This window comes from Propionispira raffinosivorans DSM 20765 (assembly GCF_000381065.1).
Lineage (GTDB): Bacteria > Bacillota > Negativicutes > Selenomonadales > Selenomonadaceae > Propionispira > Propionispira raffinosivorans.
Map to the genome: position 1 here is coordinate 298,296 of NZ_KB905839.1, position 15,246 is coordinate 313,541.

Here is a 15,246-nt window from a genome sequence, read left to right on the forward strand (position 1 = left end):
AGAAATAAATTATGACAATTCGTCTTTCTGGCATCAAAAAGATTTATCAAATTGGCGATCAGACTGTAGCTGCGCTCGATGGCATTGATCTGCATATAAAAAAAGGTGAATTTTCCGCTTTAATGGGACCGTCTGGTTCTGGTAAATCAACGCTGATGAATATATTAGGCTGTCTTGATCGTCCAACGGTTGGCTCGTATGAACTCGACGGGGAAGAAGTTGCTAAACTTGGTGATGATGAACTGGCTGTGACGCGTAATAAAAAAATCGGATTTGTATTTCAAAATTTCAATCTCTTATCGAGAATTAGTGCTTGGGAAAATGTTGCGTTACCACTCGTTTATGCAGGCGTTCCCAAAAAAGAACGCATGGAGAAGGCAGCTTATTTTTTAGATGCGGTTGGTCTTGGGTCGCGGCGCGATCATCAACCAAATGAGCTTTCGGGGGGGCAGCGACAGCGGGTAGCAATTGCTCGGGCGTTGGTAAATGATCCGCGGATTATTATGGCAGATGAACCAACAGGGAATTTGGATACGAAATCCAGTACGGAAATCATGGAGATATTTCGCAAGCTTCATGCAGAGGGGAAAACGATTATTTTAGTTACACATGAACCAGAAATAGCAACCTATGCAAGTCGTCAGCTATTAGTGCGTGATGGTAAAATTACACGCGATGAGGGTAAGGGGGTTGTTATGGATGTTGTTTAGTGAAAGTATCCGGATAGCAATTACGGCTCTTTTGGCGAATAAATTACGGTCTATATTGACCATGCTGGGGATTATTATTGGCGTTGGTGCAGTCATTGCCATGGTATCGATTGGCATGGGAGTCCGGCAGCAAGTTCAGACTTCCATTGCCAGTTTGGGCAGCAATATGTTGATTGTCTCACCAGGATCTTCTTCTTCGGGTGGGGTTCGAGGTGCTGCGGGGTCAAATGTAAAACTTAAATTAGATGATTCAGATGCGATTAAAAATAAAATTAAAAATATAGATTATGTATCGCCAACGGTAAGCAGTTCTTATCAGGTGGTAAATGGTAATCAGAATTGGAACACGACTGTACAGGGGGTTACACCGGAGTTTTTGCTGATTCGTTCCTTGACAGTTGGATCGGGGTCCTTTATTACAAATGCGGATTTAACTTCTAGAAATCGAGTTGCCGTGATTGGAAAAACAGTTGCTTCAAATTTATTCAGCGATATGAATCCTGTCGGGCAAAATGTCCGCATTAACAATACACCTTATAAAATTATTGGTGTTCTCGAAAGCAAGGGGCAGTCTTCCATGGGACAGGATCAGGATGATATTGTGATTGTTCCACTTACTACGGGGCAGGAGCGTCTTATGGGAATTACGTATGTGAAGTCAATTAATATTCAGGTATCTGATCCGGAGAAAATGGATCAGGTACAAAGTGAAATTGAAACACTGCTGCGACAACGACATCGTATTCTTAGTGATAAAGACGATGACTTTACTGTGCGAAACTTAACTAGTCTTATGGAAACTATGACGCAGACTACTACGATGATTACACTGCTTCTGGGGAGTGTTGCTGCTATTTCACTGCTTGTGGGCGGAATTGGCATTATGAATATCATGATGGTGTCGGTTACTGAAAGAACGAGAGAAATCGGTATACGTAAAGCTTTAGGGGCTACATTTCAAAATATTATGATGCAGTTTTTGATTGAATCGGTAGTTATCGGAGTAATTGGCGGAATCATTGGCATTGTTTTTGGCTGCCTGGCGGCGATGGCAATCTCTAAATTTGGCGGCTTTACAACGGTAATTACAGTTGCTCCAATTTTGTTATCGTTTGGTTTTTCGGTTGGAATTGGTTTGTTTTTCGGCATTTATCCGGCCAGAAAAGCAGCTCTTTTAGATCCAATTGATGCACTTCGTTATGAATAAGAATGGTTTATAGGCCGATACATCTAGCCTATTTCATGCAACAACTTATAATAGATACAAAAAGAAGCCGACCTTCATAGGTCGGCTTCTTTTGTTATGTAGTTATTAAAATTTCATGGTAGCACCAATACCGATACCATTTTCATTATGGGCATGGTCTGGATTGAAAGAATGATAGTTGATGTTAAGATCAACATTCGCAACTAAAGCAACATTGACACCGACTTGAGTTTCGTTAAAATCAGAACCAGCTACATAAGATACATAACCTTCAGCACCCATTACATTTGGTGTATTAACAGCTAAACCGCCATAAAAATTACTCTTATCACCCGGCAATTTGCTGCGATCCCCAACAATAACACGAACATGATCAACGACATTGACCTGACCGTAAATGTCGTTCATACCACCATATTCATCACGATCGACGTATTGATAACCAAGTGTAAAATTATCAGAAACCTTATGTTCAATGTAAGACTCATTTGTACCGATTCCAATAGCTGTGCCAGTTGGACTCAGATTATTGATTGGAGCAGCAAATACAGTCGTACCTGCACTTAAAGCAAGTAGCGCGGTGAGTGTTAAAATACTTTTTTTCATGAAGAATCCTCCTATTTTTTGATTACTCACCATTATAAACCATCTTTCTTTGAATTGCATTAGAAAACAACTAATTTGAGACGAATAGTCTATATAATTGCTATGTTTGTTTGAATATGCTTTTATTCAGGATTATATTCAATTACCTTAATTTTAGGATGAAGATTCATATTGAGGATTTCACCGTCTTCCATTTCAATGAGCGGTAAGGCGGCAAAATCTTTTGGATATTGAATGATTTTACCTTTACGCTGATCTGACAATAAAACCTGAGATCCGATGAATACTTGCTGTATATTATTTAGAAAAGGAATACAGATTTGGGGATCTAGTGTGGAAAACATTTCATGGGTTATTTTTTCGATAGCAGAAAATGGTGTTTGCTTCAGGAATCCTTCACGTTCTGTCGTGATTGTATCATATAAATCAGCCACAGCAACAATTTTGGCGTACTCATGGATATCGTTTGCTGCTACATTAAATGGAAAACCAGATCCGTCCATCCGTTCATGATGCTGCAAGGCGGCCGATTTTACTCCTTCGGAAAGTTCAGCTTTTTTTGAGAGCAAATGATAGCCATTTAAAGTATGTTGAATATAAATATCGAATTCTTCTTCGGTTAAGTTTTCAATTTGCTTATCGAGGACGCGTTGTTCCATTTGTGTTTTTCCGATGTCATGTAAGAAACCAGCGAGCACAAGATCTTCAATTTTATTTTTAGAAAAATTCATCCATTTGCCTAATACACCTGATAAGACTGAAACACGTAACGAATGGTTATAGGCTTCATTATCCATATGTTTTAATTTGTAAAGATAATCTATGACGCCGCTTTCTTTAACAAGCGGAACAACAGATGTTTTAACCATTTTTTCAACTTTTTCGACGGGGATGTCTTTTGTTTTGGCGGCTGCATTAAAAATTTCACTTGCGACATGCAAGACTTCTTCATATTCAGACACAAACGCATTGCTGCGATTTAGAATAGATGCGACATGCTGATAGGTTGAATCAAGTTCATATTCATCCTTAACAAAGACTGAATCAATACCCAAAAATGTTAAGCGGGTAATATGTGCTTTGGTTAGCATCGTATTTTCTGCGAGTACAACAATTAGTTGACTATTGATAATTGTCCGAGCCAAAACCATTCCTGGCTGTAATTTGCTAATATTGAGTTTCTTCATCGTGACCCTCCTCTAAAGTACTAGAATTTTTTATAAGAAAATTAAAAATGCAAAATTTCACGCAGCGAGATTTTGACAATATATCTTATGTTCTCCACAGTGAAAAGATTTTCCTACCAAATTGTTTTAAGTTACGTAATATGAAACAATATGCCTAGGAAAAAAGGACTTGTGGCATAGAAGGAATGATGAATTGGTATATTTAATTGTTTAAAAGGATTACTTTTTTCCATTCTGCTAAAGCAGAAGCAGGCAGGTTATAGACAGCAATCGTTTGGTCGTTTAAATAAAAAGTGAGACAAATGGAGGAGGCATCTTCAATGGTTGGAACTAATTCTTGAGGAATAAGGATTTCGGTGAGTCTGACCGTCGAATGGTCAAATGGATAGTTATTCAATCTTTTGGAAACAACGGTTGTTGTTAGTTCGATTACGTCGGTATTGTTGAAGGTTAAAGTTAATTTTGTGTCTGGCGTTAAAATGGTTTTGAAATTTGCATTATAGGCTAATATCGCATAAAGAGTAGAATCAAATTGAATTGTTTTTTGAAAATACAGTTTTTTTAAGATGCTTTCATTTTCAATATTAACAGCGCTTGCAATAGATATTCCCTCGTGGAAGGTGTCGTATCCTTTAATGATTGTTGCATAACAAGGGCTAGTTAAAAGAAGCAGACTAAATAGTGTTATTATAAAAAATTTTTTCATCAAAACACCTCTTTCTTTAAATATACCAGTAGCTGGTTTTTCAGTCAAATAGAATTGGTTTTTTTCATAGCAAGTTCATTTTATGAAAAAGTCTGCATTTAAGCGAAAAACAGTGATCTGACGAGAAAATAAAGCTAAATATCAATTTATAATTTATAAATGCACCATTTTAAAGGTTTCCTATTTTAACGAACTAAAGTATAATCATATTTATAATATTTTAAAGAATTACAATGACGGATGGAGGCTTTTTATGATGAAGAGAATCATAGCAGCTGTTTTGCTGGTTTTGATGTTCAGTGTAGTTTTTGCCGGTTGTGGCAGTGATATGGCAAAAAAAGATGGTGCTGCGAAAAAGATTATTGTTGGGCTGGATGATAATTACCCACCAATGGGGTTTAAAGATGATAAAAATGAAATTGTTGGTTTTGATATTGATTTAGCAAAAGAAGCATCAAAACGCTTGGGTCGTGAAGTGGAATTTAAGGCAATTGACTGGTCGAGCAAAGAAGCCGAACTTAAAAGCGGACGTATTGATGTTTTATGGAATGGTTTGGATATTACCGATAAGCGTAAAGAAAACATTTTATTCAGTGATCCATATATGGATAACAAACAGCTTATTTTCATTCCAGTGGGGTCGGTTATTAAGGGCGATGCTGATTTAAAGGGCAAAGTTGTTGGTACACAAAGCGGCAGTTCTGCCGAAGAATATATCGATGGTAATGATACTTTTAAATCCAGTATGAAAGAAGTGAAAAAATATTCCGATTATATTTCAGCTTTCATGGATTTGGAAAATGGTCGTCTAGAAGCGATTATTGCTGATGAAATTACCGGCCGTTATTATATGAGTAAACACCCAGATAAGTTTATTGCTTTAGAAGCACCCGTTGGACCGGTTAGTTCATTTGGTATTGGTTTCCGTAAAGACGATCAGGCACTTCGCGATGAAGTACAAAAAGTAATGGATGACATGAAAACTGATGGAACAAGCGGAAAAATATCGGAAAAATGGTTTGGTAAAAATATTATAAAATAAACGTATGTTTCTATGAAGGATAAGGCTGAGGGTGAAAAATCGGTCTTATCCTTTGTTGTGATCACAAATAGAATGTATATAATATTGAGTTTTTATAAATGTATTGCAGAATACAGGTGTACTTGCTACACTAATATAATGAGTTTCGTGTATTTTTAGTAAGAGCAGGTTTAGGAGAGGGATTTATGGAGAAAATTATAGGAATGGTTATGCCGATGTTAGATGGCAGCGGTATAACGTTACAGATCTTTTTTATTACGCTGGCACTATCACTGCCATTGGGGCTTTTGGTAGCATTGGCACGCATATCTGGGATTCGTCCTTTGAGATTTGCGATGGAGGTTTATATTTGGCTGATGCGTGGTACACCGCTTATGTTACAGCTTTTATTTGTTTATTTTGCTTTGCCAATGGTGGGGATTTTGCTGCCTGATTTAGCAGCCGCTTTATTGGCTTTTACATTAAATTATGCTGCGTATTTTGCCGAGATTTTTCGCTCGGGTATTCAATCCATTGAACGCGGTCAATATGAAGCAGCAAAGACTTTGGGAATGACGTATATACAAACCATGCGGCGCATTATTATTCCGCAGATGTTAAAACGAGTTTTACCGCCAATCAGCAATGAAACCATTAACTTGGTTAAAGATACTTCTCTTATCTATATTTTGGCAATGAATGATCTTTTGCGTGTAGCTCGGACGATTGTGCAGCGTGAATTCGATATGACACCATTTGTTATTGCTGGGGTATTTTATTTAGCGATGACATTTGTTTTAACGTGGCTGTTTAATACATTAGAAGCGCGTTATGCCAAATATGATGAGTAGGAGAGATTTACGATGAGTGATGATGTAATGATTCGTATGAATCAGATTTATAAAAAATTCAATCAGCTAGAAGTATTGAAAGGGATTGATCTTGAAGTTAAACGGGGCGAAGTTTTGGCTATTATTGGACCAAGCGGATCTGGAAAATCGACGTTGCTGCGGTGCTTAAATCGTCTGGAAACGATTGAAAAGGGCACGATTGAAGTCGAAGGTGAGTTTTTAGTTCAAGAAAAAAATAGTATTACTACCTATACGGATGCAGTAACGGCTAAAATGATCTTAGGGAAAATGGGAATGGTTTTTCAGCAGTTCAATTTATTTCCGCATATGACAGTGTTGGAAAATCTGATTGAAGCTCCAATTCTGGTTAAAAATATGAAGTCGGGAGATATTATTCCGGTAGCGGAACAGCTTTTGGCGAAAGTAGGCCTTTTGGATAAAAGAGATGTGTATCCTTCACGACTGTCAGGCGGACAAAAACAGCGTGTAGCGATTGCAAGAGCACTGACTATGAAGCCGGATATCATGCTTTTTGATGAACCTACATCAGCCCTTGATCCAGAGTTGACAGGTGAAGTATTAAAAACTATGCGTCAATTAGCCGAAGAACATATGACGATGATTGTTGTAACCCATGAAATGGCTTTTGCCAGAGAAGTTGCCAACAAAGTCATATTTATGGCAGACGGTGAGATTGTCGAACAAGGTAATCCTCAGTCGCTTTTTGCTAATCCGCAAGAACTGCGTACCAAGTCATTTTTACAAAACATGTTATAAAAAAGTCCCATCGGGGACTTTTTCTATACCCTATACCCTATACCCCATTTCTGACGATTGACATATAGAATATTTAATGCAACTTATATAGTACAATCAATAAACGTGATTATGATTCGATGCTATTTTTATCATGAACAAATGTGCAGGAAGATTATATTTTTATGGCGAATGTTCATATATATAGAATTGATAGGTTATATTTAGGAGGAAAACGTATTTATGGAGCAAGATAAGCAGCGGTTGTGTATTGATGTAGCACGCTTATATTATAAATCTGATTATAGCCAGCAGCAGATTGCTACACAGTTAGGTATTTCGCGTCCTACAGTCTCCAGACTTTTGCAGTATGCAAAAGAACAAGGGTATGTGAAGATCCAAATTGCGGATCCGATTGATGATATGAGCGATTTAGAAGAACATTTAATAGAAAAATATGGTCTGCAAGAAGTACGGATCGCTTATTCACCATTGAACGCATCGGAAGAAATAAAGAAGCAGTTGGGAGTAAAAGGTGCTGAGTATCTAAATGATATAACGAAAGATGGTGATATCATTGGAATTAGCTGGGGGACGACAATGTACAAAGTTGCCTGCCAGCTAAAAGCAAAACCATTGAAGGGTGCACAGATTGTTCAGCTTAAGGGAGGGGTGACACATTCTAAAAGCAATACCTATGCCGATGAAATCGTAGAACGCTTTGCGAATGCCTTTTCAACAATTGCCAGGTATCTGCCGCTTCCGGTTATTTTTGAATCGAAAGAAATCAAGGAAATGGTAGATCAGGATCGCCATATGAATCGAATTATGGAATTAGGCAAACAGGCTAATATTGCTATGTTTACAGTTGGTTCAGTAAAAGATGATGCGTTATTGTTTCGCTTAGGTTATATAAGTCCGGCAGATAAAATAAAAATTCAGCGAACGGGAATCGGTGACATTTGTTCACGTTTTTTTGATGCAAAAGGAACAATTTGTAATCAAGAATTGGATGACCGTACCGTTGGTATAAAATTAGAAGAACTGAGAAAAAAAGAAAGAAGTATCTTGGTTGCTGGTGGAGAACGAAAAATTGAAGGAATTAAGGCAGCATTAGCTGGTAAGTATGCGAATGTATTGATTACGGATCAATATACAGGTCGTGCCTTGCTTTGATTTTCTAAAACAGGTTGTTTATTTTAAATAGACAGCCTGTTTTTCTGCTTGAAAATTAAATATTAAAAAAATAACACCCCTATGAACATTTTCTCAAAATACTATTTACAAATGTTCATAGAGGTGTTATTCTTAAAACATGAAATGACATGTCAGATTCTAAGAATAATTAGACAATTTAATTAAAATATATGGAGGGAAAAATTATGGATTATGCCAGTATTATTGATCATACTTTATTGAAAACAAATGCACAGAAAGCAGAGCTGACGAAATTATGCCAAGAAGCCAAGCAGTATAAATTTGCTTCTGTTTGCGTTAGCCCTTTGTGGGTAAAATATGCAGCTGAACAATTGTCAGGTACAGAAGTTGCCGTTTGTACAGTTATTGGATTTCCTCAAGGTGCTACTCCAACAGCCGTGAAAATATTTGAAACCAAAAATGCAATCGAAAATGGGGCAACGGAAGTAGATATGGTTATTCCAGTTGGTTTATTAAAAAGTGGTGAAGATGCTGCGGTAGAAAATGATATTCGTAGTGTTGTGAATGCTGCGAAAGGAAAAGCATTGACAAAAGTTATCATTGAAACTTGCTTGCTTACGGATGAGGAAAAAGTAAGGGTTTGTAAACTTGCTGTTAAAGCAGGGGCTGATTTTGTTAAGACTTCGACTGGTTTTTCTACTGGTGGTGCGACAGTACATGATGTTGCTTTAATGCGCCAAGCAGTTGGTAGTCAGGTGGGGGTCAAGGCTTCTGGCGGTATTGGTTCAGAAAAAGATGCAGCTGCGATGGTTAATGCTGGGGCAACTCGTATCGGAACAAGTCATGGCATTGAAATTGTAAATGGATAATAAAAATATAGTACATACGTTAGTTTTATGTATGTACTATAAAAATATTTTAAATAATTGAAATAATCAGAAATATAGGGGGCAGTGTTATGGAAAAAATAGATAAAGCAGATTTAGTTGGTGAAATTGTGTGTGAAGAGACAAAGTCTGCTACGGGTGCTATCGAACAATATTCTGATGGCTATTTGAGCCGAACGCCAATTATGCAATTTATTTTATTATCGTGTCTTTTTCCTTTATGGGGAGCAGCTGCCAGCTTAAATGACATTTTAATTACACAATTTAAAAGTGTATTTACGTTAAGTGATTTTGCCAGTGCCTTGGTGCAAAGTGCCTTTTACGGCGGTTATTTTTTAATTTCTATTCCAGCATCTATGGTTATCCGCAAAACAACTTACAAAACAGCTATTTTAGCGGGCCTCTTATTCTATATAGTGGGTTGTTCTCTATTTTTCCCGGCATCTCATATGGCAACTTATAATATGTTTTTGCTTGCAATATTTTCTATTGCCATTGGGTTAGGCTTTTTAGAAACCGCAGCAAATACCTATAGTACGATGCTTGGTCCTCGTAAACATGCGACGCTGCGGTTGAATATTAGCCAGACATTTTATCCGATTGGCGCTATGTCAGGTATTCTTTTAGGTAAATATTTAGTCTTTCAAGATGGTGGAAGCTTAGCTTCGCAGTTAGCCCAAATGACAATCGAAGAGGCTAAAGCATTTAAGCTTGAGATGCTGCAGCATACATTAGAACCGTATCATATGATCATTTATGTATTAGCAGCGGTGTTTATATTATTTGCGATTACAAAGTTTCCAAAATGTAAAGTTGCAGCGCAAGAAAATTCAGAAGAGTCTGCTATCAAGACTCCAGGGTTTAGTGAAACGTTGTCTTATTTGGTAGGAAATCTGCATTTTAAAAAAGGCATTCTTACGCAGTTTTTATATGTTGGGATGCAAGTAGCGGTTTGGTCGTTTACGATTCGGCTTGCGCTTACGATTGATCCGAATATCAATGAACGTTTGGCAGCAAACTTTATGATTTATAGCTTTATTTGTTTCTTTGTTGGGAAATTTGTGGCAAATTTCTTAATGGCAAAGTTTTCACCAAACAAAGTATTATTCGTTTACTCCGTAATTGGTAGTCTGCTATTACTTTATATTTCGTTTGTTCCTGATATCAGTGCTGTGTATCTAGCGGTTGCTGTCAGTATTTTGTTTGGTCCTTGCTGGGCAACTATTTATGCAAAAACATTGGAATCAGTGGATGAACAATATACGGAAACTGCCGGTGCTATGATTGTAATGTCAATTATTGGTGGTGCATGTATTCCAGCAATTCAAGGGCTTGTTTCTGATTTGACAGGATCTATGCAGCTTTCCTTTATGGTTAATTTTTTCTGTTTCTTGGCAGTTGGTAAATATTTCTATGATGAAGTGAAACGTGAAAAAGTAGTATGAGAAGCAAATTTTGAGGAGGACGTATCATGAACTACAAAATAAATTTGGAACGTAGTTTTTTTTCGGAAAAACCATTTGTTATTTTAAAAAACAATGAATTTACGGTAACTCTTTTCAAGTACGAATCGAACATAGAGGGGCTTGAAATCAAGAATTCACGTGGCAAGGTAATCGTGCTTCCCTTTATGGGACAGATGATTTGGGATGTGGAATTTGATGCAGTTAATCTGAAAATGAAAAATATGTTTCGTCAGCCTAAACCAGTAGAATGTATCGTTGATACGTACGGCTGTTTTGCTTTTCATTCAGGGTTACTGGCCAATGGTTGTCCATCTCCAGAAGATACACATCCGCTGCATGGTGAAATGCCTTGTGAAACGATGGACCATGCTTGGCTGGAACTTGAAGATGATGCAGTTGTTATTGGTGGTGATGTTGAGTATGCACAAGGTTTTGGTCATCATTATATTGCCAGCCCATCCGTTCGTTTAGCAAGTAAGATGGCAAATATTCAGATCGGGATGAAAGTCAAAAATTTAGCTTCCGTTCCTATGCCGCTTCAATATATGTGTCATATGAATTATGCTTATGTAGCAGATGGTATAATTTCATCAAATTTGCCTGATATGGCTTTTAAACTGCGGGAAAGCATCCCAGCTCATGTCAAACCTACAGAATTGTGGCTGGAATATAATGAAGAAATTAAAAAAATGCAGCTAGCAGGCAAGACGTTAAGCAAACTTGATCAGCCGTATATGTATGATCCTGAAATTGTATTTATGGCTGATAAAATCGAGCAGTATGGAGATTTGGCAGAGTTTGAAATTGCCTCACCTGAAGGTTATACTTTTTTTACGAAGTTTTCAACGCAAGAATTTAAGTATGCAACGCGATGGATTTTATATAATGGCGATCAGCAGGTCGCAGCATTTGTTCTGCCAGGGACTTGTCGTCCCGAAGGCTTTACAGCCGCACAAAAAGCAAAGTCGCTGATTTTACTCGAACCTGGTGAACAGCGTGTATTTTTAGTAATAACTGGCAAGAAATAGGAGATGTATTTTTATGAAAATAGCAGTAATTGGTTCCAATATGGTTGATTTGATTTCATATATTGACAAAATGCCAGCACCAGGAGAGACCTTAGAAGCTCCAGATTTTTCAATTGGTTGTGGCGGCAAAGGGGCAAATCAAGCGGTCGCAGCAGCTACTCTTGGTGCGGATGTTCTTATGCTGACGAAAGTCGGTGATGATATGTTTGGTGACAATACGATTCAAAATTTTAAAAAATATAAAGTGGATACGACGTTTGTGGAAAAAGTTTCACATATGTCTAGTGGTGTAGCACCAATTTTTGTTGATAAATCTTCACAAAATAGTATTCTTATTATAAAAGGTGCTAATAAATGTTTGCTGCCAGCAGATATAGATAAGGCAGCAGATTCATTGAAAGAGTGTTCTTTATTTGTTTTGCAGTTAGAAATCAATTTGGAAACAGTATATTATGCGATTCAATTCGCGAATACCCATCAGATTCCGGTCCTTTTAAATCCGGCACCAGCGACAAAAGATCTAGATATTGCCATGGCTTGTAAATGCGATTTTTTTGTACCAAATGAAACGGAATTGGCTATTCTTACAGGAATGCAGGTCAAAACAGAAGCAGAAATTCAACAAGCAGCCAATGTTTTGTTAGAGCAGGGATTGAAAAATGTAATTGTTACGATGGGACAGCGTGGGGCTATGTGGCTGACGAAAGAACAGACAGAGTGTATACCTGCCTATAAAGTGAATGCAGTCGATACAACTGGAGCTGGGGATGCTTTTATTGGCTGTTTTGCTGACAATTATGTAAAGACTAAAGATGTAATGGAATCTATCCGAAAAGCGAGTGCTTTTTCGGCACTTAGTGTTATGAAACGTGGTACTCAAATTTCTTATCCAACGCGTAAAGAGATGGAAGAGTTTTGGGAATGTCACCAGTAAATTAGAGATATAAAAGAATGCCGTTGTGGAGTCATTGCTCTATGACGGCATTCTTTTTTAGATCGATTTTCGCTCATTATTTGCTTGGGACTTGCATTTTTTTTCTGCAGCGGTGATAATAATATAAAGAAATATGATGCGATACCTGAAATGCATGGAGGATATTATGCAAAAAAGTATATTTGTCTTTTTGAGTTTGTTGATTTTCATTGTATTCCCGGTGATCGGTCAGGCGGCGAGTTTTGGTGATCGAGTGAATACGATGTCGAAAATTGAACAAATTCGTATCAGTACGGCGGATGAAAAAGTTCGCATTGTCTTAGATGCATCAAAGCCGGTTTCTTATAAAACATTTGTTCTTTCAAATCCAAATCGGGTGGCGATTGACATTAAAGGAGCCTGGCTTAGTCCCGATATTATCAAAGAAACACTGGTTGATAGTTCCTGTGTGGGGAAAATTCGGGTGCGACAGTTTGATGCAGATACAGTGCGAGTTGTTATTGAGACAAACGTTAGCCAAAATGGCTATGAGATTTTTTCTCTACCAGCAAATGCAAATACATCTATTTATCGAATTGTGTTTGATTTTGGTGATGGGCAGAAAAATTTACCCGCAGTGGTCGAAGAATCTCCATCAACACCGATAGTTCCAACGGTAGCGATACCCAATAGTGTCCAACCACCGATAATACCTATACCCAATGCAATGAAGGGAATAAGAGGCAAGACGATTGTTATTGACCCTGGACATGGGGGCAGTGATTCGGGGGCGGTTGGTACCAAAGGTATTATGGAGAAAAATATAACTTTAGCCATTTCGAAACAGTTGCAGGGGCTACTCACGGATGCTGGAGCCAAAGTCATTATGACACGGACGAGTGATGTTGACGTGGCTCGTCCGTCGGCAGAGGCGGTGGAAGAATTGCAGGCACGAGTCGATGTAGCGAATCGGGCTAGGGCGGATCTGTTTTTGAGTATACATATGGACTCTTTTTCTAGTAGTGACGCAAAAGGAACATCAACGTATTATTACGCAAAAGGCACGCCAGCGAGCCAACGCTTGGCGAATCTTGTCAGATCCGGAATTATTGAACAGCTTGGTACGGAGGATCGTGGAACGAAAACTTGCAATTTTTATGTCGTCAAACATACAACTATGCCTGCGGCTCTGGCAGAGGTTGCTTTTGTATCAAACCCGGGGGAAGGCCAGCTGCTAAATTCTATAGATGGTGTTAAAAAAGCGGCACAGGGAATTTATAATGGAATTTGTCGTTATTTTCAATGAATCATAATTAAAAAGTATAGGATGAAGACCTTGACGATTGAGGACACTTCGTATTAGAATAAGAAAAGATATACTTTGATGAGTAAGAGCCTTATTTGTCGCAATATGCACAAATAAGGCTTTGTTTTGTAAAATTGTGAGGTATGCAGAAGATGAATGATGGTAAAATGAATGAAAGAGATCAACTCAATCAACAAATGAATCATGAATGGAAAGGGCAGCTGGAAAAGCGTCGTAAATCAATTTTGCGTCACCAGATTCCCCAAAACCGCAGGATGGTTGATGCTTTGGCAACGATGACGAAGGCTGAACTCGATGATATTCGTTATAATTTATGTGTGCAGGGTATCAGTTCTTTAAAAAAAGATGAACTTACCAAAGCTTTGGCTCCTGTGATTGAAGAGTTTTCGCATAAGTGGTTTGTTACGATTGGAATCGAACAATATAATATTTTGACGAATTTGAGTAAAAATTATGGACTTGCTACGAATATTGATGAAAATGATATTCGTATGGATTATATGCGCTGTTTAGGAATCATCTTCAATGGCGAACATGAGGGCAAACAAGCGTGGTATCTGCCGGATGAATTATTGTCTGTTTATACAAAATTGGATAATGCAGAATATAAGAAAGCAGTTTCGCTTAATGATGAAGTTTCACGATTAGCAACAGGTTATTTATTTTATTATGGTTATTTAACGTATGAGCAGCTTTATGATAAAGTTATGGCTCTTATGGATAAAGAAGATCACCTTGAATTTGTCGATTTTATGGGGGTAATGATCAATGCAGGCTGCTGGCAGGGAAATGTCATTAACGTTGAAGCAGGAATGCATTATTATACAGTTATGGATCCTGAAAAGTTGGCAAGTGAGCAGATTATGCGTAAGGATATTGATTTTGTGGAGTTGTCTTATACAGAGGTTTATGAAGCCGGTGAAATGAATTATATTGAAGCTACGGATCAATACAAAGCTTTAGCACAGTTTTTTATGACGGTACATTCCTTACCAGTTTTAGAAGCCGCCGATGTTGTTGGCGAAATTTATATTATTTTGCAAAATGGTGGAAAAATCGGTGAGATGATTGAGTATATTGAGTCCGTTATAACGATGGAAGACAAAAAGATGGCAGAGGTTCTATTAAAGCTTTTAGTGGATTTTAATAGTTCATCTCGTCAGTGGCTGTTGAAAGGACATGTTTCGAGTGAACTTGCCGTAGGGAAAAAAACCGCAGCATCTATTGTTGCCAAGCAGCTGCCGAATAATGTAGTGAAATTTGTGCCGCGCAGCTCAGTCGTAGGGAGAAATGATCTTTGTCCTTGCGGCAGTGGAAAAAAATATAAAAAGTGTTGTTTAAATAAAGAAATATAGAAATTATTCTAAACAAGGGACTGTATAAAAGCAGTCTCTTTCTTTATTCGGATTTGAACAAATTATAT

General features: G+C 37.7%; 15 protein-coding genes. 12 read left to right on the forward strand and 3 right to left on the reverse strand.

Features of this window, described 5'->3' with window-relative positions:
- Positions 1 to 11: 11 nt before the first annotated feature.
- Positions 12 to 710 carry an ABC transporter ATP-binding protein gene (locus tag F606_RS0101355; protein ID WP_019552063.1) on the forward strand — a complete coding sequence of 233 codons (699 nt, stop codon included), beginning with the start codon at positions 12 to 14 and terminating at the stop codon, positions 708 to 710.
- Positions 700 to 1,917, forward strand: coding sequence for an ABC transporter permease (locus F606_RS0101360; RefSeq protein WP_019552064.1), 1,218 nt, complete (start codon positions 700 to 702; stop codon positions 1,915 to 1,917). The genes F606_RS0101355 and F606_RS0101360 overlap by 11 nt, the downstream gene beginning before the upstream one ends.
- Before the next feature lie 105 nt (positions 1,918 to 2,022).
- Here the strand turns inward: F606_RS0101360 and F606_RS0101365 are convergent, their stop codons facing one another.
- From F606_RS0101365 to F606_RS0101375, 3 genes are all read right to left on the reverse strand, one after another.
- On the reverse strand, positions 2,023 to 2,523 hold the full coding sequence (locus tag F606_RS0101365) for a hypothetical protein (protein ID WP_019552065.1): 501 nt from the start codon (positions 2,521 to 2,523) through the stop codon (positions 2,023 to 2,025).
- Positions 2,524 to 2,645: 122 nt separating this feature from the next.
- Complete coding sequence (locus F606_RS0101370; RefSeq protein WP_019552066.1) at positions 2,646 to 3,710, reverse strand: HD-GYP domain-containing protein; 1,065 nt, start codon at positions 3,708 to 3,710, stop codon at positions 2,646 to 2,648.
- 202 nt (positions 3,711 to 3,912) lie between these two features.
- Positions 3,913 to 4,464 carry a hypothetical protein gene (locus tag F606_RS0101375; RefSeq protein WP_211210006.1) on the reverse strand — a complete coding sequence of 184 codons (552 nt, stop codon included), beginning with the start codon at positions 4,462 to 4,464 and terminating at the stop codon, positions 3,913 to 3,915.
- A 208-nt stretch (positions 4,465 to 4,672) separates the two neighbouring features.
- Here F606_RS0101375 and F606_RS0101380 point away from each other — a divergent pair, with 208 nt between their 5' ends.
- The 10 genes from F606_RS0101380 (at position 4,673) to F606_RS0101425 (ending at position 15,178) form a co-directional block, all read left to right on the forward strand.
- The gene (locus tag F606_RS0101380; protein ID WP_033368122.1) at positions 4,673 to 5,458 is read left to right on the forward strand and encodes an amino acid ABC transporter substrate-binding protein; all 786 of its coding nucleotides are present in this window, start codon (positions 4,673 to 4,675) and stop codon (positions 5,456 to 5,458) included.
- Positions 5,459 to 5,643: 185 nt separating this feature from the next.
- Positions 5,644 to 6,288 carry an amino acid ABC transporter permease gene (locus F606_RS0101385; RefSeq protein WP_019552069.1) on the forward strand — a complete coding sequence of 215 codons (645 nt, stop codon included), beginning with the start codon at positions 5,644 to 5,646 and terminating at the stop codon, positions 6,286 to 6,288.
- 12 nt (positions 6,289 to 6,300) lie between these two features.
- The gene (locus F606_RS0101390) at positions 6,301 to 7,065 is read left to right on the forward strand and encodes an amino acid ABC transporter ATP-binding protein (RefSeq protein WP_019552070.1); all 765 of its coding nucleotides are present in this window, start codon (positions 6,301 to 6,303) and stop codon (positions 7,063 to 7,065) included.
- Between the two features lie 222 nt (positions 7,066 to 7,287).
- Positions 7,288 to 8,220, forward strand: a complete 933-nt coding sequence (locus tag F606_RS0101395) for a DNA-binding transcriptional repressor DeoR (RefSeq protein ID WP_019552071.1) — start codon at positions 7,288 to 7,290, stop codon at positions 8,218 to 8,220.
- A gap of 206 nt (positions 8,221 to 8,426) precedes the next feature.
- Positions 8,427 to 9,071: a deoxyribose-phosphate aldolase gene (gene deoC, locus F606_RS0101400; RefSeq protein WP_019552072.1), complete on the forward strand. Its 645-nt coding sequence runs from the start codon at positions 8,427 to 8,429 to the stop codon at positions 9,069 to 9,071.
- 89 nt (positions 9,072 to 9,160) lie between these two features.
- Complete coding sequence (gene fucP, locus F606_RS0101405; RefSeq protein ID WP_019552073.1) at positions 9,161 to 10,534, forward strand: L-fucose:H+ symporter permease; 1,374 nt, start codon at positions 9,161 to 9,163, stop codon at positions 10,532 to 10,534.
- A 26-nt stretch (positions 10,535 to 10,560) separates the two neighbouring features.
- On the forward strand, positions 10,561 to 11,583 hold the full coding sequence (locus F606_RS0101410) for an aldose 1-epimerase family protein (protein WP_019552074.1): 1,023 nt from the start codon (positions 10,561 to 10,563) through the stop codon (positions 11,581 to 11,583).
- 13 nt (positions 11,584 to 11,596) lie between these two features.
- Positions 11,597 to 12,517: a ribokinase gene (gene rbsK / locus F606_RS0101415; protein WP_019552075.1), complete on the forward strand. Its 921-nt coding sequence runs from the start codon at positions 11,597 to 11,599 to the stop codon at positions 12,515 to 12,517.
- A 166-nt stretch (positions 12,518 to 12,683) separates the two neighbouring features.
- Positions 12,684 to 13,802 (forward strand): N-acetylmuramoyl-L-alanine amidase, encoded by a 1,119-nt coding sequence (locus F606_RS0101420; protein WP_019552076.1) that lies wholly within the window; start codon positions 12,684 to 12,686, stop codon positions 13,800 to 13,802.
- A gap of 143 nt (positions 13,803 to 13,945) precedes the next feature.
- A complete protein-coding gene (locus F606_RS0101425; RefSeq protein ID WP_026329185.1) occupies positions 13,946 to 15,178 on the forward strand; it encodes a YecA family protein in 1,233 nt (410 codons plus the stop codon).
- The last annotated feature ends 68 nt before the right edge of the window (positions 15,179 to 15,246 follow it).